The sequence below is a fragment of the Peribacillus sp. P4_B1 genome, from assembly GCF_056402395.1.
Genome location: NZ_JBFUHM010000001.1, coordinates 90,810 through 108,809, shown reverse-complemented (window position 1 = coordinate 108,809; position 18,000 = coordinate 90,810). Strand labels below are relative to the sequence as shown.

The 18,000-nt window shown below is 43.3% G+C and carries 19 protein-coding genes; all 19 read left to right on the top strand.

The window, feature by feature from the left end; genetic code table 11:
- The first annotated feature begins 7 nt into the window (after positions 1 to 7).
- The 19 genes from sdaAB to rplS all read left to right on the top strand — a co-directional run bounded on the left by sdaAB (position 8) and on the right by rplS (position 17,900).
- Positions 8 to 670, top strand: coding sequence for an L-serine ammonia-lyase, iron-sulfur-dependent subunit beta (gene sdaAB, locus AC1DVK_RS00540; RefSeq protein ID WP_410860270.1), 663 nt, complete (start codon positions 8 to 10; stop codon positions 668 to 670).
- A gap of 37 nt (positions 671 to 707) precedes the next feature.
- The gene (sdaAA, locus tag AC1DVK_RS00535) at positions 708 to 1,592 is read left to right on the top strand and encodes an L-serine ammonia-lyase, iron-sulfur-dependent, subunit alpha (protein WP_477625658.1); all 885 of its coding nucleotides are present in this window, start codon (positions 708 to 710) and stop codon (positions 1,590 to 1,592) included.
- Positions 1,589 to 3,640 carry an ATP-dependent DNA helicase RecG gene (gene recG, locus AC1DVK_RS00530; RefSeq protein WP_477625657.1) on the top strand — a complete coding sequence of 684 codons (2,052 nt, stop codon included), beginning with the start codon at positions 1,589 to 1,591 and terminating at the stop codon, positions 3,638 to 3,640. The genes sdaAA and recG overlap by 4 nt, the downstream gene beginning before the upstream one ends.
- Positions 3,641 to 3,758: 118 nt before the next feature.
- A complete protein-coding gene (fapR, locus tag AC1DVK_RS00525) occupies positions 3,759 to 4,316 on the top strand; it encodes a transcription factor FapR (protein WP_061462376.1) in 558 nt (185 codons plus the stop codon).
- 24 nt (positions 4,317 to 4,340) lie between these two features.
- On the top strand, positions 4,341 to 5,330 hold the full coding sequence (gene plsX, locus AC1DVK_RS00520) for a phosphate acyltransferase PlsX (RefSeq protein WP_061462377.1): 990 nt from the start codon (positions 4,341 to 4,343) through the stop codon (positions 5,328 to 5,330).
- A 24-nt stretch (positions 5,331 to 5,354) separates the two neighbouring features.
- Positions 5,355 to 6,302 (top strand): ACP S-malonyltransferase, encoded by a 948-nt coding sequence (gene fabD / locus AC1DVK_RS00515; protein ID WP_089362438.1) that lies wholly within the window; start codon positions 5,355 to 5,357, stop codon positions 6,300 to 6,302.
- Positions 6,299 to 7,042, top strand: a complete 744-nt coding sequence (gene fabG / locus AC1DVK_RS00510) for a 3-oxoacyl-[acyl-carrier-protein] reductase (RefSeq protein WP_284471299.1) — start codon at positions 6,299 to 6,301, stop codon at positions 7,040 to 7,042. The genes fabD and fabG overlap by 4 nt, the downstream gene beginning before the upstream one ends.
- 57 nt (positions 7,043 to 7,099) lie before the next feature.
- A complete protein-coding gene (locus AC1DVK_RS00505; RefSeq protein ID WP_034313729.1) occupies positions 7,100 to 7,333 on the top strand; it encodes an acyl carrier protein in 234 nt (77 codons plus the stop codon).
- A 265-nt stretch (positions 7,334 to 7,598) separates the two neighbouring features.
- Positions 7,599 to 8,339, top strand: coding sequence for a ribonuclease III (gene rnc, locus AC1DVK_RS00500; RefSeq protein WP_061462380.1), 741 nt, complete (start codon positions 7,599 to 7,601; stop codon positions 8,337 to 8,339).
- Positions 8,340 to 8,363: 24 nt separating this feature from the next.
- A complete protein-coding gene (gene smc, locus AC1DVK_RS00495) occupies positions 8,364 to 11,927 on the top strand; it encodes a chromosome segregation protein SMC (protein WP_477625656.1) in 3,564 nt (1,187 codons plus the stop codon).
- A 25-nt stretch (positions 11,928 to 11,952) separates the two neighbouring features.
- Positions 11,953 to 12,969, top strand: a complete 1,017-nt coding sequence (ftsY, locus tag AC1DVK_RS00490) for a signal recognition particle-docking protein FtsY (RefSeq protein ID WP_061466019.1) — start codon at positions 11,953 to 11,955, stop codon at positions 12,967 to 12,969.
- Between the two features lie 225 nt (positions 12,970 to 13,194).
- Positions 13,195 to 13,527: a putative DNA-binding protein gene (locus AC1DVK_RS00485; RefSeq protein WP_061462382.1), complete on the top strand. Its 333-nt coding sequence runs from the start codon at positions 13,195 to 13,197 to the stop codon at positions 13,525 to 13,527.
- Positions 13,528 to 13,538: 11 nt separating this feature from the next.
- Positions 13,539 to 14,879, top strand: a complete 1,341-nt coding sequence (gene ffh, locus AC1DVK_RS00480) for a signal recognition particle protein (RefSeq protein ID WP_061462383.1) — start codon at positions 13,539 to 13,541, stop codon at positions 14,877 to 14,879.
- Between the two features lie 153 nt (positions 14,880 to 15,032).
- Positions 15,033 to 15,305 (top strand): 30S ribosomal protein S16, encoded by a 273-nt coding sequence (gene rpsP, locus AC1DVK_RS00475; RefSeq protein WP_034313715.1) that lies wholly within the window; start codon positions 15,033 to 15,035, stop codon positions 15,303 to 15,305.
- Between the two features lie 13 nt (positions 15,306 to 15,318).
- Positions 15,319 to 15,549, top strand: coding sequence for a KH domain-containing protein (locus AC1DVK_RS00470; RefSeq protein ID WP_477625655.1), 231 nt, complete (start codon positions 15,319 to 15,321; stop codon positions 15,547 to 15,549).
- A 223-nt stretch (positions 15,550 to 15,772) separates the two neighbouring features.
- Positions 15,773 to 16,159, top strand: coding sequence for a YlqD family protein (locus tag AC1DVK_RS00465; protein WP_061462384.1), 387 nt, complete (start codon positions 15,773 to 15,775; stop codon positions 16,157 to 16,159).
- A gap of 10 nt (positions 16,160 to 16,169) precedes the next feature.
- A complete protein-coding gene (gene rimM, locus AC1DVK_RS00460) occupies positions 16,170 to 16,688 on the top strand; it encodes a ribosome maturation factor RimM (RefSeq protein WP_061462385.1) in 519 nt (172 codons plus the stop codon).
- Positions 16,688 to 17,422 (top strand): tRNA (guanosine(37)-N1)-methyltransferase TrmD, encoded by a 735-nt coding sequence (trmD, locus tag AC1DVK_RS00455; RefSeq protein ID WP_477625654.1) that lies wholly within the window; start codon positions 16,688 to 16,690, stop codon positions 17,420 to 17,422. Before rimM ends, trmD begins: the two co-directional genes overlap by 1 nt.
- 130 nt (positions 17,423 to 17,552) lie before the next feature.
- Positions 17,553 to 17,900: a 50S ribosomal protein L19 gene (gene rplS, locus AC1DVK_RS00450; protein WP_034313702.1), complete on the top strand. Its 348-nt coding sequence runs from the start codon at positions 17,553 to 17,555 to the stop codon at positions 17,898 to 17,900.
- Positions 17,901 to 18,000 lie beyond the last annotated feature (100 nt).

The window sequence follows — 18,000 nt, the reverse complement described above, 5'->3', positions numbered from 1 at the left end:
GCGATTCATGAAATATAGAAGTGTGTTCGATATAATTGGTCCTGTTATGATTGGTCCCTCTAGTTCCCATACAGCAGGGGCTGCAAGAATCGGTAGGGTTGCCAGGCATTTATTCGACCGGGAACCTGAATGGGCCCATATTTCTTTTTACGGATCGTTTGCTAAAACCTATAAAGGCCATGGAACGGATGTAGCCATTGTAGGAGGCTTACTTGATTTTGATACATTTGATGAGAGAATCAAAGAATCGCTGGAAATAGCCCGAAAAAAGAAAATGAAAATCACTTTTCGTGAAGAAGAAGCCGTGCCGGAACACCCCAATACAGCAAAAATAACGGTGGGGGATGATGATGGCGAACTGGAACTTGTCGGTATATCGATTGGCGGGGGGAAAATTGAAATTGTCGAACTGAATGGGTTTAAATTGAGGCTATCCGGCCACAATCCTGCCATACTCGTCGTTCATGATGATCGATTTGGTGCCATTGCCAATGTTTCAAACATTTTAGCCAAGCATCAAATCAATATTGGACAGATGGAAGTCTCCCGTAAAGAGAAAGGGAAGATGGCCTTGATGACCATTGAAGTGGATCATAACTTGGAGGATCAGGTCATCAACGAAATAACAGCGCTCCCCAATATCACTCAAGTAGCGAGGATTGTTGATTGATAGGGCAATCGTTTCCACTTAGGAAGGAGAAGGTATCATGTTTCGAAATGTAGCGGAATTAGTAGAATTGGCTGATTCAAAGCAGAAAAAAATATCTACACTGATGATAGAACAAGAAATAGAAGTAACGGGAAAAAGCCGTGAACAAATCATCCACCAGATGGGAGCCAATCTGGATGTGATGGAACAGGCAGTTGAAAAGGGACTCCAAGGTGTACGATCCGTTTCCGGGCTGACGGGCGGGGATGCAGTCCTTCTTCAGAATTACATTAAATCCGGAAATTCCTTATCCGGTGAGATGCTGTTGGATGCGGTCAGCAAAGCCGTGGCAACAAATGAAGTGAACGCAGCGATGGGAACGATTTGTGCGACGCCCACTGCCGGATCTGCGGGTGTTGTGCCTGGAACCCTGTTTGCTTTGCAAAATAAATTAAAACCGAATCGGGAGCAGAAAATTGAGTTCCTATTTACAGCAGGGGCATTTGGTTTTATTGTAGCGAATAATGCTTCGATTTCTGGAGCCGCAGGGGGATGTCAGGCAGAGGTCGGTTCTGCTTCGGGCATGGCAGCGGCAGCAATTGTTGAAATGGCAGGAGGGACACCGGCACAAAGTGCAGAAGCGATGGCAATAACCTTAAAGAACATGCTAGGTCTTGTATGTGATCCTGTTGCTGGGCTTGTGGAAGTGCCTTGTGTGAAGCGGAATGCCATGGGGGCAGCCAATGCTATGGTTGCCGCAGATATGGCGCTAGCGGGTATCACAAGCCGCATACCGTGTGATGAAGTGATTGATGCGATGTACAAAATCGGGCAAACGATGCCATCGGCTCTTAGAGAAACTGCACAAGGAGGATTAGCGGCTACACCGACTGGACGGGAGTTGGAAGCGAAAATCTTTGGCTTGCCGCTGAATAAGAAGTGAACTCCACTTTACAGGAACCCATAACAGCAGTAAAAGGCATTGGGGGCGAAACAGCGGCAGCTTTGGAGGAAATGGAGATCCATACCGTCGCGGATCTCCTTGAGCACCTTCCATATCGCTATGAAGATTATCGATTGAGGGATTTAGAAACGGTCGAGCATGATGAGAGGGTTACTGTAGAAGGAAAGGTTCATACGGTGCCCACGTTAGGATACTTTGGGAAGAAAAAATCCAGACTTACGATTAAATTATTGACTGGGAGATATTTAATAAATGTCATTTTTTTTAATCAGCCATATCTGAAGCCCAAGCTTGCAATAGGCGAAACTGTTACTGTAACTGGGAAATGGGATCGTCATCGCCAAACCATTACAGGCTCGGAATGCCACGTTGGTGATCATAGCAGGGAGAAAGAGTTCGAACCTGTGTATTCAGTAAAGGGCAGCATTACTGTTAAAGGGCTACGCCGCTTTATCTCCAATGCATTTTCTCAGTACGGAGCAATGATAGAAGAAAATCTGCCCCCGCAATTGTTGGCGACATACAAACTGATGCCGCGTAACGATGCTCTTCGTACCATGCATTTCCCTCTTACGGCTAATGATGTAAAAAAGGCTCGACGCCGTTTTGTATATGAAGAATTTTTATTGTTTCAACTTAAAATGCAGGCGCTTCGTAAAGTGCAGCGAGAACAGTCAAAAGGGATTGGTCAGGAGTTTGATGTGGGGCAAGTGGCGGCCTTCGTTGAGACTCTCCCCTTTCCATTGACGAACGCTCAGCGAAGGGTCGTCGAGGAAATATTGAACGACATGAAATCCCCCTATCGGATGAATCGCCTACTTCAAGGGGATGTCGGTTCAGGAAAAACGGTGGTTGCCGCCATATGCTTGAAGGCGACGATTACAGCAGGTTTTCAAGGTGCACTTATGGTCCCGACGGAAATCTTGGCTGAGCAGCATACACAATCCCTTAGGGCCATGTTGGAACCTAGTGGAGTAAAGGTCGCATTGTTGACTAGTTCGGTAAAAGGCAAAAAGCGCAAGGAACTATTGCAATTGCTAGAGTCCGGGGAGCTTGATCTTTTGATAGGAACACATGCATTGATACAGGATGAAGTGAATTTTCGGAACCTTGGTCTTGTCATAACGGATGAACAACATCGTTTCGGAGTGGAGCAGCGCCGGATCCTTCGTGAAAAAGGTGCAAATCCAGATGTTCTATTCATGACGGCAACACCGATTCCCCGAACGCTGGCAATTACAGTGTTTGGGGAAATGGACGTCTCAACGATAGACGAAATGCCGGCAGGGCGTAAAGCGATAGAAACCTATTGGGCGAAACACCAAATGCTCGATCGGATTTTAACTTTCGTCGAAAAGGAACTAAGGCGAGGGAGACAGGCTTACGTCATCTGTCCTTTGATTGAGGAGTCGGAGAAACTTGATTCATTACAAAATGTTCTTGATGTTCATGCAATGCTTACACAATACTTTACGAACATGTATAAAGTGGGGCTCATGCATGGACGTCTGCCTACGGATGAAAAAGACGAAGTGATGCAGCAGTTTAGTGCCAATGAAGCACAAATCCTTGTCTCCACAACGGTTGTTGAAGTTGGGGTGAATGTTCCTAATGCAACGGTAATGGTCATTTATGATGCGGAGCGATTTGGGCTTTCACAGTTGCATCAGTTACGGGGGAGAGTCGGAAGGGGGAGTGATCAGTCCTTTTGCATCCTCCTGGCTGACCCGAAAACGGAAGTCGGCAAAGAACGGATGAAAATCATGACCGAGACAAACGATGGTTTTGCTCTTTCCGAGAAAGATTTGGAACTTCGGGGCCCTGGTGATTTCTTCGGTAAAAAACAAAGCGGCCTTCCTGAGTTCAAAGTAGCCGACATGGTCCATGATTACAGGACCTTGGAAGTGGCAAGGGTGGATGCTTCAAAATTGATCGCCTCACAAAGCTTTTGGCATTCCCCGGAGTATGCACCGCTACGGAACTATTTAGAGGGTACGGGCGTATTTACGGGAGAAAAGCTGGACTGATCTGAATGAAAATCCATTAGCAGATTGCGAGAATTTCTTCAATATCTTGCAATCTGTTTTTAAAATATATATACTACTATTAGTACCTAGTCATAATACTACGGATGGTGACCTTCAGATGCGAAGAAGTAAGAAGGAACGCCAGCAATTATTAATCGAAACGATTAAACAGAATCCTTTTGTAACGGATGAGGAGCTGGCTGAAAAATATTCGGTGAGCGTCCAGACTATTAGGCTTGATCGTCTTGAATTATCGATACCGGAACTGCGTGAACGTATTAAAAGCGTGGCTGAGAAGAAATTCAGTGACGAAATTAGGGCTTTGCCTTTGGATGAAATCATCGGGGAAGTAATTGATCTTAATTTAGATGACAATGCTATTTCGATTTTGGATATAAATAAAGAGCATGTCTTTAAGCGGAATGGAATTGCAAGGGGGCATCATCTTTTTGCCCAAGCGAATTCATTGGCTGTAGCGGTCATTAATGACGAACTGGCATTAACTGCAAAAGCATCCATTTTATTTACTCGTTCTGTAAAGGAAAATGAAAGAGTGATAGCTAAAGCGAAGGTTAAAAACGTGGACCACACCAACGATCGTTCCGTGGTGGAAGTCAGAAGCTACGTTGGTAATGAACTGGTTTTTAAAGGCGAGTTCGAAATGTATCGCTCTTAACTTTCTAGTAAAGGATGAAAGAAAATGAAGATAACGATAGATGCAATGGGTGGCGATAATGCTCCCAAGGCACAGGTTTTAGGAGCGATGAAAGCTGTTGAGGCTTTTTCCGATGTGGAAATTACCTTGGTGGGCAATGAAGCGGAGATAAATCAATACTTAACGAAACATGGCCGAATAAAGGTTGTACATACTGATGAAAAAATATTAAGTACCGATGAACCGGTTCGTGCGGTTCGCCGCAAGAAAAGTGCCTCGATGGTATTAGCTGCACAGCAAGTGGCTGATGGAGAAGCAGATGCATGCATTTCTTCAGGCAATACTGGTGCGCTAATGGCTGCAGGCTTGTTTGTTGTTGGAAGGATAGAAGGCATTGAACGTCCGGCATTGGCTCCAACCCTTCCGACAATCGATGGTAAAGGTTTCGTATTTCTGGATGTAGGTGCGAACTCTGATGCGAAGCCGGAGCATCTGCTGCAATTCGCAATAATGGGATCTGTTTATGCACAAAAAGTGCGGGGAATTGAAAAGCCACGGGTCGGACTCCTGAATATCGGAACAGAAGAAAAAAAGGGGAATGAACTGACTAAGCAGGCTTTTACATTGCTACAGCAATCATCGGAGATATCCTTTATAGGTAATGTAGAGGCCAGGGACCTTCTAAATGGACCGGCAGATGTTGTCGTTACGGACGGCTTCACGGGAAATATGGTGTTGAAGACACTTGAAGGTACTGCTATGGGTGTATTTAAAATGGTGAAAACGGCCTTGATGAGCAACTTCAAGAGTAAGATGGCTGCAGCAATGGTCAAACCGGAACTAAAGGGCATTAAAATTAAAATGGATTATTCGGAGTATGGCGGTGCTGGCCTATTCGGTTTGAAGGCCCCTGTCATAAAGGCGCATGGTTCTTCAGATGCGAACGCGGTCTATAATGCGATACGCCAGACTCGCGATATGGTGGGGAATGACGTCATATCGACCATTGCAAAGACAATAGAAAAACAAAAATAAATCAAAGAGGCAGGGGAGTAACAGATGGGTAAAATTGCTTTTGTCTTTCCAGGACAGGGTTCACAGTCAATAGGAATGGGTCATGGCTTATTTCAGGAAAACGAGCGTGCTCAGCATATTTTTCGAAAAGCCGATGAAAAACTTGATTTTCAACTTTCCGAACTGATCTTTAATGGCACACAACAAGAATTAACGGTAACCTATAATGCACAGCCAGCTTTATTGACCACGAGCTATGCCTTTGTCAAGGAGTTAGAAGAAGCGGGAATCAAACCTGATTATACAGCAGGGCATAGTTTAGGTGAATATACGGCTTTAGTGGCATCAGGTGCAATTTCTTTTGAAGATGCCGTTTATACTGTGCGTAAGCGCGGTGAATTCATGGAAGCTGCGGTACCGAATGGTCAAGGTTCAATGGCTGCGATACTGGGAATGGACCGTGAAGCTCTATCTGAAGTGACTTCTGAAATAACAGCAACAGGGGAATCCGTTCAATTAGCCAATATTAATTGTCCAGGCCAAATCGTCATTTCTGGAACTTCAGAAGGGGTTAAACTCGCAAGTGCAAAAGCCAAGGAGAATGGGGCTAAACGGGCTCTTCCTCTTGAAGTGAGTGGACCGTTCCATTCGGAATTGATGAAACCAGCGGCAGAAAAGTTACAGGGTGTCCTTGATGAAGTAAGCTTCAAACAGGCACAAATTCCTGTCATTTCAAACGTAACGGCTAAGCCCATTACTGCACCTGCTGAAATAAAAGAAAAATTAATCGAACAGCTGTATTCACCGGTCCTATGGGAGGACAGTGTGAAAACCCTTCTTGAATTGGGAGTGGATACGTTCATCGAGGTAGGCCCTGGGAAAGTATTGGGTGGATTAATAAAGAAGATCGATCGTTCCGTTCAAATTCACTCGGTCTCCGATATAGAAACACTAACTAAAACAATTGAAACATTGAAGGGGGCAAAAGCATGATCCTCGAAGGTAAAAAAGCACTTGTAACAGGGGCGTCAAGAGGTATTGGCAGGGAAGTTGCATTAGAACTTGCCCGTCAAGGAGCAGACGTTGCCATCAACTATTCTGGCAGTGAAACGAAAGCGAATGAAGTGGTGGAAGAAATCAAGGCATTGGGTCGTAAAGCATTTGCCATCCAGTGCGATGTTGCAAATAGTGACTCGGTGACAAGCATGATCAAAGAGGTCATCGAACAGTTTGGCAGAGTGGATATTTTGGTTAATAATGCCGGTATCACACGAGATAACCTATTGATGCGAATGAAAGAAGAGGAATGGGATTCAGTGATCAATACGAATCTTAAAGGAGTTTTCCTTTGCACAAAAGCGGTCACAAGACAAATGATGAAGCAGCGTAGCGGCAGGATCATCAATATGGCATCGATCGTCGGCGTCAGCGGAAATGCAGGTCAGGCAAATTATGTTGCGGCCAAGGCTGGTGTAATCGGGCTGACCAAAACTACAGCAAAGGAACTTGCTTCAAGAGGGATTACGGTAAATGCGATTGCTCCTGGTTTCATCTCGACGGATATGACTGGGGAATTGCCTGAAGATGTCCAAAAAGCCATGTTGGACCAAATTCCGCTTGCACGGTTCGGTGACCCAAAAGATATCGCTGCAGTGGCGTCTTTCCTCGCTTCTGAGGCAAGCAAATATATGACTGGACAAACTCTTCATGTAGATGGCGGCATGGTCATGTAAGTTTTCTTTGATTTTTTCCGAAATTAATTTATAATGTTTTGAGGGGAGGTGAACACATTGGCAGATGTATTAGAAAGAGTAACGAAAATCGTTGTAGATCGTTTGAACGTAGAAGAATCAGAGGTTAAACTTGAAGCTTCTTTCAAAGAAGATCTTGGTGCCGATTCCCTAGATGTAGTTGAACTAGTCATGGAATTCGAAGACGAGTTTGATATGGAAATTTCGGACGATGACGCTGAAAAAATCGCCACAGTAGGTGATGCTGTGAATTACATACAAAGCACTATGTAATGTATTGTCGTTTGACTAAAAGCTCCGTTTTTTAACGGGGCTTTCTCTTATTCTTAAAGAAGGTTTGATGCAGCGGCAGATATAAGGGAATGAGCATGCCCCAGGTAGCCCCGCCTGCATTGCAGTGGTCTTTTTCCGTTAGTTTTCTTTAAGCGGATTATAATGTATGATGTACATAGGAAAGCTTGACAGGAATTCCTGCCAGGTTTCTTTTTAATATATTGGAAAAATATGCTTTTTGAACCGTTGTGGAGGGTTTTGTGTGATGCGTAGGAACGGAAATAATCGTAAACCATCAATCAAGGATAATAAATTTAAACAGTTGCAGGAAAGTCTGGGTTTTCATTTTCAGGATGAAAATTTATTGAAACAAGCTTTTACACATTCATCGTATGTGAATGAGCATCGCCGTAAGCCTTATGAAGATAATGAAAGGCTTGAATTCTTGGGAGACGCTGTGCTTGAACTGACCATCTCTAAATACTTGTATCAAAAATATCCGATGATGAGCGAAGGTGAACTTACCAAATTAAGGGCAGCCATTGTGTGCGAGCCTTCACTTGTCGCTTTTGCCAATAGCCTTTCTTTCGGGGAATATGTTTTACTCGGAAAAGGGGAAGAAATGACAGGTGGACGAGAACGCCCTGCCATGCTTGCGGATGTATTCGAAGCCTATATTGGGGCTTTGTACCTTGACCAAGGATTAGAGCCAGTTGTGCAGTTTTTGAAGCATGTTGTATTTCCGAAGATAGACGAGGGTGCTTTTTCTCATGTGATGGATTATAAGAGCCAGCTTCAAGAGCTGATTCAGCGTGATGCCATCGGTGTCCTGCAATATAAGATCTTGCAGGAAAAGGGACCAGCCCATAACCGGGAGTTTGTTTCGACCGTTTCTCTGAATGGGGAAGAACTGGGCTCTGGTTTAGGAAAGTCAAAAAAAGAAGCGGAGCAGCATGCTGCCGAGCATGCATTGATCGTTTTAAAAGAAAAAAAATCAACAAGATAGTTGAACAGTAGAGGAGGAAAGGTCATGTTCCTCAAACGCTTGGACGTTGTAGGATTTAAATCTTTCGCAGAGAAAATTTCGATTGATTTTGTACCTGGAGTCACGGCAGTGGTTGGACCAAACGGAAGCGGCAAAAGTAATGTGACCGATGCAGTCCGATGGGTACTTGGAGAGCAGTCTGCGAAATCGCTGCGTGGAGCAAAAATGGAAGATATCATCTTTTCGGGAAGTGACACGAGGAAAGCGTTGAATTTTGCAGAAGTTTCATTGACCCTTGATAACGAGACGAATTCCCTGCCGATTGATTTTCATGAAGTCAGTGTGACTAGACGGGTATACCGATCGGGAGAAAGTGAATTTTTCATTAATAATCAAGGCTGCCGACTGAAGGACATCATAGATCTTTTCATGGATTCTGGTCTTGGGCGTGAAGCATTTTCCATAATCAGCCAAGGGAAAGTGGAAGAAATCCTAAGCAGTAAGGCAGAAGAAAGACGAGTGATCTTTGAAGAGGCAGCAGGTGTCCTGAAATATAAAACAAGAAAACGAAAAGCGGAATCGAAGCTGACGGAAACGCAGGATAACTTAAACCGTGTCCATGATATCCTCCATGAATTGGAAGGGCAAGTGGAACCGCTGAAAATTCAGTCTTCCCTCGCCAAGGAATTTTTGGAGAAGAAAGAAGAGCTTGAGCAAATAGAAGTAGCTTTAACCGTTTTTGAAATAGAAGAACTTTATGAAAAATGGGAAAACCTATCCCAGGAACTTGAAAAACATAATGAAATGGAACAGCAAATGGCAGGGCAGCTTCATGACAGGGAAGCGCATCTCAAAAAGCTTCGGGATAGTCTTGCAACTCTTGAGACATCGATCAATGAACTTCAGGAAATTCTCCTGAATGCCAGTGAAGAACTTGAAAAGCTTGAAGGCCGTAAAGAAGTTTTGAAAGAGCGGAAAAAAAATGCCGCCCAAAACAAGTCACAGCTTGAAAAAGCGATTGTGGAAGGTGAGGCTGCTGTCGAGCGCTTGTCCCTGCAAAAGGAACGAGAAACGGAACTCCTGAATGCTCTGAACTCGGAAGTGAAAGGGATACAGGAAACCTTAAATGAAAAACAAAAAAGCTTAGGCCTATTCAATAGTGATATCGAAGCGATGATTGAAGTGAAAAAGAGTGACTATATCGAGTGGTTGAACAAGCAGGCATCGGCTAAAAATGAAAAACAGTACCTGCTTCAGCAGCTAAAACAGCAGGAACATAAAAATGCTAAACTTGATATGGAAAATGAAAAGTTCTTAACCGAGCGAATGGGTATCACTGCTAAAAAATTGGAATATTCAAAGCTAATGGAAAATGTGACCAAGCAGCTTGAAGAGCATGTCTCTTATTTCCGGAATCAGCAGAACAAATTGAATGCGGCAAAGGATACGTATCAAAAACAGGAAACCACCCTTTATAAGGCCTATCAATTCCTTCAACAGGCAAAATCACGTAAGGAACTTCTTGAAGAAATGGAAGAGGATTATGCAGGCTTTTTTCAGGGAGTTAAAGAAGTTTTAAAAGCGAAAGAAACCCTTCAAGGCATAGAAGGGGCAGTTGCGGAATTGATAAAGGTTCCAAAGGAATATGAAACGGCCATCGAAACGGCTCTGGGCGGAGCGATGCAGCATGTGGTCGTTGAACGCGAAGAGCATGCACGAGAGGCCATTTCCTTCTTGAAGAAACATAAGTATGGACGTGCGACGTTCTTGCCTTTATCAGTCATTAAGGCAAGAGAGATTTCAGTAAGCCAATTATCGATGCTAAAGAGCCACTCAGCTTTTGTGGGGACGGGCTCCTCATTGATCCAATATGATGACAGGCATGCAGCAATTGCGGAAAACCTGTTAGGGACTGTCATAATCACGACAGATCTAAAGGGTGCAAATGACTTGGCGAAAATGATGCAGCACCGTTTCCGCTTCGTAACCCTCGAAGGGGATATCGTCAATCCAGGTGGTTCAATGACTGGTGGCGCGTTAAAGCAAAAAACGACCTCCCTGCTTTCGAGGAAAACGGAATTGGAAGAGCTCCATCAAAAACTAGCCGCCATGGAAGCGAAAACGAATCAGCTAGAAAAGCAGGTCAAACAGCTCAAAGTGGATGTGGGTGTTCAAGAGCAAACGCTTGAACAAACCAGAAAAACAGGGGAGAGCCTTCGATTGCAAGAACAAACCCTGAAGGGCGAACTTCGTGAAGTGGAGCTACAGGAAAGAAATGTGAATGAACGGCTGCATCTTTATGATTTGGATAAAAATTCATATTTAGAAGAACAACAGCAAAAAACGGCAAGACTTAAAGAGCTGGAAGAACTTTTGGAATCATGTAAAATGGAAATTGAAGGGCTTGACCGGCTAATTTCCGACATGACGGAACAAAAGCAATCCCAACAATCCTCAAAAGAGAGCCTTGCCGAAGAAACGAATGAACTGAGGGTAACACTGGCCTCTAAGCGTGGGCAGCTACAAAACCAAAAAGAGAAGATGGAACGCATTGATTCGGATCTTTCAAAGGAAACTAGCAGGCTTGACGAAAACAAAGATGATTTGGGGCTCCTGACCAATGAAATGACAGACAGTTCAAGCGGGGAAGAATCCCTGGAAGATATGGCACAGCAGAAATTGCTCGATAAAAATGGGGCAATTGAAGGAATCACTATAAAAAAACAGGAAAAAAACGAGCTTCTAACACAAGTTGAAACACTTGAACTGGCCTTGAAAGAAGAAAACCGCCTTTATAGGGGCATTGTTGAAGTGATGAAGGACGAAGAAGTAAAATTAACCCGTCTGGATGTGGAATTGGAAAATCGTCTCGACCACTTGAGAGAAGAATATACGCTTTCCTTTGAAGGTGCAAAAGAACAGTATCCATTGATGATGCCTGCAGAAGAAGCCCAAAAAAAAGTGAAGCTCATCAAGCTTGCAATAGAGGAATTAGGGACGGTAAATTTAGGTGCGATTGATGAATATGCACGTGTAGCTGAACGCTATGAATTCCTCCTTAGTCAAAAGGAAGACCTTCAACAGGCGAAAGATACATTATTCCAAGTCATCGATGAAATGGATGATGAAATGAAGCGGCGCTTTGCAGATACCTTTTATTCGATCCGTGAAGAATTCGAACAAGTCTTCAAAGCATTATTTGGCGGAGGGAGAGCTGAGCTTAAACTGACGAATCCGGATGATTTACTAAATACAGGGGTAGATATCATTGCACAGCCGCCTGGGAAAAAACTGCAGAATTTGAGCCTTTTATCCGGAGGAGAACGGGCACTGACGGCCATAGCCCTTTTATTCTCCATTCTGAAAGTGCGGCCGGTGCCTTTCTGTATTCTTGATGAAGTCGAGGCAGCCCTTGATGAGGCGAATGTAGTCCGGTTCAGCCAATTTTTAAGGAAGTTCAGCAGGGAAACACAGTTTATCGTGATTACTCACCGTAAAGGCACGATGGAAGAGGCTGATGTACTATATGGCATTACGATGCAGGAGTCAGGCGTTTCCAAACTTGTTTCCGTCCGGATGGAAGAATCAGAAAACTTTATTGAAGTTTAAATTCATTATTAGAGGAAGTGGGACAATGAGTTTTTTCAAAAAGCTAAAAGAGAAATTTACGAACCAGGAAGAAAAAGAAAAAGAAGTTGAAGCAGAAGTATCCATAGGTGAAAAATTCAAGCAAGGTTTGACAAAGACAAGGAATTCCTTTACTGGAAGGGTTAATGAACTTGTTGCCCGTTATCGGAAAGTGGATGAGGACTTTTTTGAAGAACTTGAAGAAATCCTGATACAGGCTGATGTAGGCTTTGATACTGTGATGGAACTAATTGATCAATTAAAAATGGAAGTCAAGCTTCGCAATATCTCTGATACAAGGGAAGTGCAATCCGTCATTTCCGAAAAGCTTGTCGAAATCTACCAAGGTGATGAAGAAGGGACTCCGAGCCTGAATATACAAGAAGAAGGTTTGACGGTCATTTTGTTCGTAGGGGTTAATGGGGTAGGTAAAACGACGACAATCGGTAAACTTGCTCATAAATTCAAGGCAGAAGGCAAGTCTGTCGTATTGGCAGCCGGGGATACGTTCCGTGCAGGTGCAATTGAACAGCTCGAGGTATGGGGAGAACGTGTTGGTGTCAGTGTAATCAAGCAAGGAGAAGGCTCTGACCCTGCTGCGGTCATGTTCGATGCCATTCAGGCCGCCAAGGCTCGTAAAGCGGATATCCTGATTTGTGATACAGCTGGACGTTTACAAAATAAAGTGAATTTAATGAAGGAATTGGAAAAGGTGAAACGTGTAATTGAACGTGAAATACCTGGTGCGCCACATGAAGTGTTGCTTGCCCTTGATGCAACAACTGGACAAAATGCACTTATTCAGGCCAAGACATTCAAGGAAGCGACCAATGTTTCCGGTATTGTTTTAACAAAGCTTGATGGCACGGCAAAAGGTGGAATTGTTTTGGCAATTCGCAATGAACTGGCCATTCCCGTTAAATTTGTCGGGCTTGGTGAAAAAATGGACGATCTGCAGGAATTCGATGCAGAGAAATATGTTTATGGCCTGTTTGCTGATATCATCGATAAAGAAGAGGTTTAAGCAAAAAATGTCCGGAAGAGATTTTTCTCTTCTGGATTTTTGCCATTTTTTAATGAGGCACCAACATTGTTACAGAATTCACTGTGAACTTCTAGAAGCAAGAAAACGAAAAAAATAATGCTTTGCAAACAAGTGGTAAGGAGTTTGACTTGACATCAAATAAACAAGGCTTTACAATATAAACTTGTAAAGGGTTTTCACTTAACAGCAGGGAGGCTTGCTAAGATGCTTGAAAAGACAACGCGGATTAATTATTTGTATGACTTTTACCAATCGTTGTTAACAGAGAAGCAGCAGAGCTACATGTCCCTCTACTATCTGGATGATTACTCTCTTGGCGAGATTGCCGATGAATACGAAGTAAGTAGGCAGGCAGTCTATGATAATATAAAAAGAACAGAAGCGATGCTTGAGGAATATGAAGCGAAGCTATTGTTATTTCAAAAATTTCAAGAGCGTAACCAGTGGATTGCGAATATGAAGGGACTCATAGAAAAGGATTCCTTTTCAAAAGAGAAGCTGCTAGACGCAATCACAACGCTTGAGAAGTTGGATTAGGAGGCGGCAATATGGCATTTGAAGGATTGGCCGACCGACTGCAGAGCACGATGCAAAAGATCCGTGGAAAAGGTAAGGTCAACGAAGCGGACGTTAAAGAAATGATGCGTGAAGTTCGATTGGCCCTGCTTGAAGCGGATGTTAACTTTAAAGTCGTGAAGGATTTTGTAAAACGTGTTAGTGAACGTTCGGTAGGTCAGGAAGTGCTGAAAAGCTTAACCCCCGGTCAACAGGTAATTAAAGTAGTTAAGGAAGAATTGACGGAGCTGATGGGCGGCGAACAAAGCAAGATTGCCGTTGCCTCGAAACCACCGACCGTCATTATGATGGTAGGGCTTCAAGGTGCTGGTAAAACGACGACCACCGGAAAGCTTGCCAATCTTCTTAGAAAAAAATACAACCGCAAGCCATTGCTCGTTGCGGCTGATATTTACCGTCCGGCGGCGATTAAGCAGCTTGAAACACTTGGCAAACAATTAAGCATGCCTGTTTTCTCCCTTGGGGACCAGGTCAGCCCTGTTGAAATTGCCAAACAGGCGATTGAAAAGGCTAAGGAAGAACATCATGATTATGTGTTGATTGATACCGCAGGCCGCCTTCATGTTGATGAAAACTTGATGGGTGAACTGAAGGATATCAAAGAATTGACAAAACCCGATGAAATCTTCCTGGTTGTCGATGCGATGACAGGTCAGGATGCGGTCAATGTGGCCCAAAGCTTTAATGAACAGTTAGGCCTGACTGGAGTCGTACTTACGAAACTTGATGGGGATACACGTGGTGGTGCGGCACTTTCGATTCGTTCAGTCACCAACACGCCGATAAAATTCGTCGGTATGGGAGAAAAATTGGATGCACTTGAAGCATTCCATCCAGAACGGATGGCGTCAAGGATCCTCGGCATGGGTGATGTATTGACCCTTATCGAAAAAGCACAGGCCAATGTAGATGAAGAAAAAGCGAAAGAATTAGAGAAAAAGATGCGTACAGCCACTTTTACCTTTGATGATTTCCTTGATCAGCTTGGTCAGGTGCGGAATATGGGTCCGCTTGATGATATTCTGAAAATGATTCCTGGTGCGAACAAAATGAAAGGGATGGATAACCTTCAGATCGATGAGAAACAGATCGGTCATGTCGAAGCTATCATCCGTTCAATGACGACGCAGGAAAAGGAACATCCAGAAACCATGAATGCATCCCGTAAGAAACGGATTGCCAAAGGAAGCGGCAGATCGATTCAAGAAGTGAACCGCCTATTGAAGCAATTCGAAGAAATGAAAAAGATGATGAAACAGGTTACGAACATGCAAAAAGGGAAGAAAAAGGGATTCAAATTCCCGTTCATGTAAGGTTTATTTTAGGTTGAAACTAAGGAGAAATACGGGTTAAAGCCATGTGTTTCAACACTTTTTTCACCTGTTAAGAAAAAAACCTTTACAAACATACAAGACATTTGATATTATACTATCTTGTGTGAAACTATTCGGAGGTGCTTATTTAAAATGGCAGTAAAAATTCGCTTAAAACGTATGGGAGCTAAAAAATCTCCTTTCTATCGTATTGTAGTTGCAGATTCTCGTTCACCACGTGACGGACGTTACATTGAAGTGGTAGGAACTTATAACCCGGTGACTCAACCAGCTAAAGTTGAAATCAACGAAGAGCTTGCTCTTAAATGGTTACAAGATGGAGCTAAACCATCTGATACAGTTCGTAACTTATTCTCAACACAAGGCATCATGGAAAAATTCCATGTTGCAAAAAACAGCAAGTAATCGACGTTAGTTGATGAAAGCACTAATTGAAACGATTGTTTCAGCACTTGTGGATTATCCGGCGGAGGTCATCGTGACCTCCAAGGAAGAGTCCGACCGGATTGTTTATATCCTCTCCGTTCATAAAGAGGACATGGGCAAGGTCATCGGTAAACAAGGGCGTGTTGCTAAGGCGATTCGGACTGTGGTATATGCAGCAGGATCTTCACAGCAGAAGAAAATCTATTTGGAGATTTCCGAATAAGGAGGGCTAATACCCCTCCTTTTTTTGTACTTCAAGAAAGTGAAATTCCGACTTTGATCCTATTTGGATCTGACCCGGAGTTTAAACTTTACGCCTTTTTAAGACGCATCTTTTATCGATTTACGTTATACTTAAGAGAATGACCCCCTTTTTCAAAAAGATTACCCTATCATACATATTTTTTGAAGGAAATAAGAAATCATAGATAATAGGAGGTGCTGGAATGAAAATTCTCCAAAATGTAATCGTTAACCAAGTATTAACGGAATCCAGCAAGAATCAGCTCCTCGAGAAGTACAAGTCAAAACGCCTTCAGCTTCAAAAAGAGAGTGAACAGCTTCGCTTTGAACTGAAAAAGCTTGAAAAAACAAGAAATCTCCAGCCTGCTAGTCTCCGTGCTCATTTCGAAAAAGAAATAAACCAGAGGCAAGAAAAAATTAAACTGCTTGAATTTCAAATGGAGCAGTTGGAGATCCTTCCCACCGGAAGCGAATTGAAGGAACGGGAAGTTCAAAGTATCATTGATGTGGAAATTGGGGCAGATTGGGACGATATTATGGCAACGAAGACTATTGTCATTAAAGATGGAATCGTCTCGGAAATTCGTTAGAGGTGAAAGAATGGAAAAATGGTTTAATGTAGGTAAAATTGTCAACACACATGGTCTTTTAGGAGAAGTGCGTGTCATTTCTTCAACAGACTTTCCGGAAAAACGATTCAAAGTGGGAAATACACTGCATTTGTTTAGGGACACTGATAAAAAGCCTTTGCCGCTTATCATCAGGTCACATCGTACCCATAAAAACTTTAACCTATTGACGTTCGAGAACTATTATAACGTCGGACAGGTCGAGGCTTTTAGAAACGGGGTACTAAAAGTGAAGGAAGCGCAGCTTGGTAAATTGGACGAAGGTGAGTTCTACTTCCATGAAATCATCGGCTGTTCTGTATTTACGGATGAAGGTTTGGAAGTTGGGGAAATCATTGAGGTTCTTACGCCTGGTGCCAATGATGTTTGGGTCATTAAGAAAGCTGGCAGTAAGGATATTCTGATCCCGTATATTGAACAAATTGTAAAAGAAGTAGATATTTCCGCTAAAAAGGTCATCATTACACCGATGGAAGGACTTTTAGACTGATGAAAATCGATGTGCTTTCGCTTTTTCCAGAAATGTTCGAAGGGGTATTTGGCTCGTCCATCTTAAAAAAGGCTGCGGAAAAGCAGGCTGTCAGCTATAAGGTGACCAATTTTCGAGACTATGCAGATAATAAGCACTCGACGGTAGACGATTATCCGTATGGCGGAGGTGCCGGAATGGTATTGAAGGCACAACCGATTTTTGATGCTGTAGAAGCTCTAAAAGGCCAAGCTGAGCTAACCCCAAGGGTAGTCCTGCTTTGTCCTCAGGGAGAGCGTTACACGCAGAAAAAAGCTGAAGAGTATGCAAATGAAGAACATCTCATTTTCATATGCGGACATTATGAAGGATACGATGAGCGCATCCGGGAGCATGTCGTCACGGATGAAATATCGATTGGTGACTTTATTCTTACAGGCGGGGAATTGGGCGCAATGGTCATTATTGACAGCGTAGTTCGCTTGCTTCCCGGCGTTCTAGGAAATGTTGACTCCCCGATTCTTGATTCCTATTCTTCTGGTTTGTTAGAGCATCCCCATTATACTAGACCTGCAGATTTTCGGGGGATGAAAGTTCCCGATCCGCTAATATCCGGAAATCATAAAAAAATCGATGAATGGCGGATGAAGGAATCTCTGCGCAGAACGTGGATGCGGCGTCCTGATTTGCTCGATAGTTATGAACTATCGGAACTTGAAAAAAAATTATTGTCCGAGATTAAAAAAGAAGACTGATGCCTATTGCATCGACGTTTATAGTATGATAGGATATACCTTGTGACTTGGGCAAAATGCTCAGTCTTATAACGATGTTCCGCTGCAAACAATAAGTATTTGCAAGAGCGTCCAGGAGGAGTTGAAATCGATGCAAAATCTTATTAACGAAATCACAAAAGAACAACTTCGCTCAGATCTTCCATCATTCAGACCTGGTGACACAGTACGTGTACACGTAAAGGTTATTGAAGGAACTCGCGAACGTATCCAGTTGTTTGAAGGCGTTGTAATCAAACGTCGTGGCGGCGGAGTTAGTGAAACTTTCACAGTGCGTAAGATCTCTTACGGCGTTGGAGTAGAACGTGCTTTCCCTGTTCACACACCAAAAATTGCGAAACTAGAAGTTATCCGTCACGGTAAAGTACGTCGTGCGAAACTTTATTACCTACGCGAACTTCGTGGTAAAAAAGCACGTATTAAAGAAATTCGTCGTTAATTCTTCGAATATCTTCATGCGGGTTTACCATGATCCACATAAGGTGAATAACCAAACAGTATCAAAAAGGGAGCTTGTTTTTCAGGCTCCCTTTTTGCAC

What these genes read in the sequence shown, in the direction of transcription:
- sdaAB (WP_410860270.1), top strand. Translation starts at nt 8, where the DNA reads ATGAAATATAGAAGTGTGTTCGATATAATTGGTCCTGTTATGATTGGT.
- sdaAA (WP_477625658.1), top strand. Translation starts at nt 708, where the DNA reads ATGTTTCGAAATGTAGCGGAATTAGTAGAATTGGCTGATTCAAAGCAG.
- fapR (WP_061462376.1), top strand. Translation starts at nt 3,759, where the DNA reads ATGCGAAGAAGTAAGAAGGAACGCCAGCAATTATTAATCGAAACGATT.
- plsX (WP_061462377.1), top strand. Translation starts at nt 4,341, where the DNA reads ATGAAGATAACGATAGATGCAATGGGTGGCGATAATGCTCCCAAGGCA.
- fabD (WP_089362438.1), top strand. Translation starts at nt 5,355, where the DNA reads ATGGGTAAAATTGCTTTTGTCTTTCCAGGACAGGGTTCACAGTCAATA.
- fabG (WP_284471299.1), top strand. Translation starts at nt 6,299, where the DNA reads ATGATCCTCGAAGGTAAAAAAGCACTTGTAACAGGGGCGTCAAGAGGT.
- rnc (WP_061462380.1), top strand. Translation starts at nt 7,599, where the DNA reads ATGCGTAGGAACGGAAATAATCGTAAACCATCAATCAAGGATAATAAA.
- smc (WP_477625656.1), top strand. Translation starts at nt 8,364, where the DNA reads ATGTTCCTCAAACGCTTGGACGTTGTAGGATTTAAATCTTTCGCAGAG.
- ftsY (WP_061466019.1), top strand. Translation starts at nt 11,953, where the DNA reads ATGAGTTTTTTCAAAAAGCTAAAAGAGAAATTTACGAACCAGGAAGAA.
- AC1DVK_RS00485 (WP_061462382.1), top strand. Translation starts at nt 13,195, where the DNA reads ATGCTTGAAAAGACAACGCGGATTAATTATTTGTATGACTTTTACCAA.
- ffh (WP_061462383.1), top strand. Translation starts at nt 13,539, where the DNA reads ATGGCATTTGAAGGATTGGCCGACCGACTGCAGAGCACGATGCAAAAG.
- rpsP (WP_034313715.1), top strand. Translation starts at nt 15,033, where the DNA reads ATGGCAGTAAAAATTCGCTTAAAACGTATGGGAGCTAAAAAATCTCCT.
- AC1DVK_RS00470 (WP_477625655.1), top strand. Translation starts at nt 15,319, where the DNA reads ATGAAAGCACTAATTGAAACGATTGTTTCAGCACTTGTGGATTATCCG.
- AC1DVK_RS00465 (WP_061462384.1), top strand. Translation starts at nt 15,773, where the DNA reads ATGAAAATTCTCCAAAATGTAATCGTTAACCAAGTATTAACGGAATCC.
- rimM (WP_061462385.1), top strand. Translation starts at nt 16,170, where the DNA reads ATGGAAAAATGGTTTAATGTAGGTAAAATTGTCAACACACATGGTCTT.
- trmD (WP_477625654.1), top strand. Translation starts at nt 16,688, where the DNA reads ATGAAAATCGATGTGCTTTCGCTTTTTCCAGAAATGTTCGAAGGGGTA.
- rplS (WP_034313702.1), top strand. Translation starts at nt 17,553, where the DNA reads ATGCAAAATCTTATTAACGAAATCACAAAAGAACAACTTCGCTCAGAT.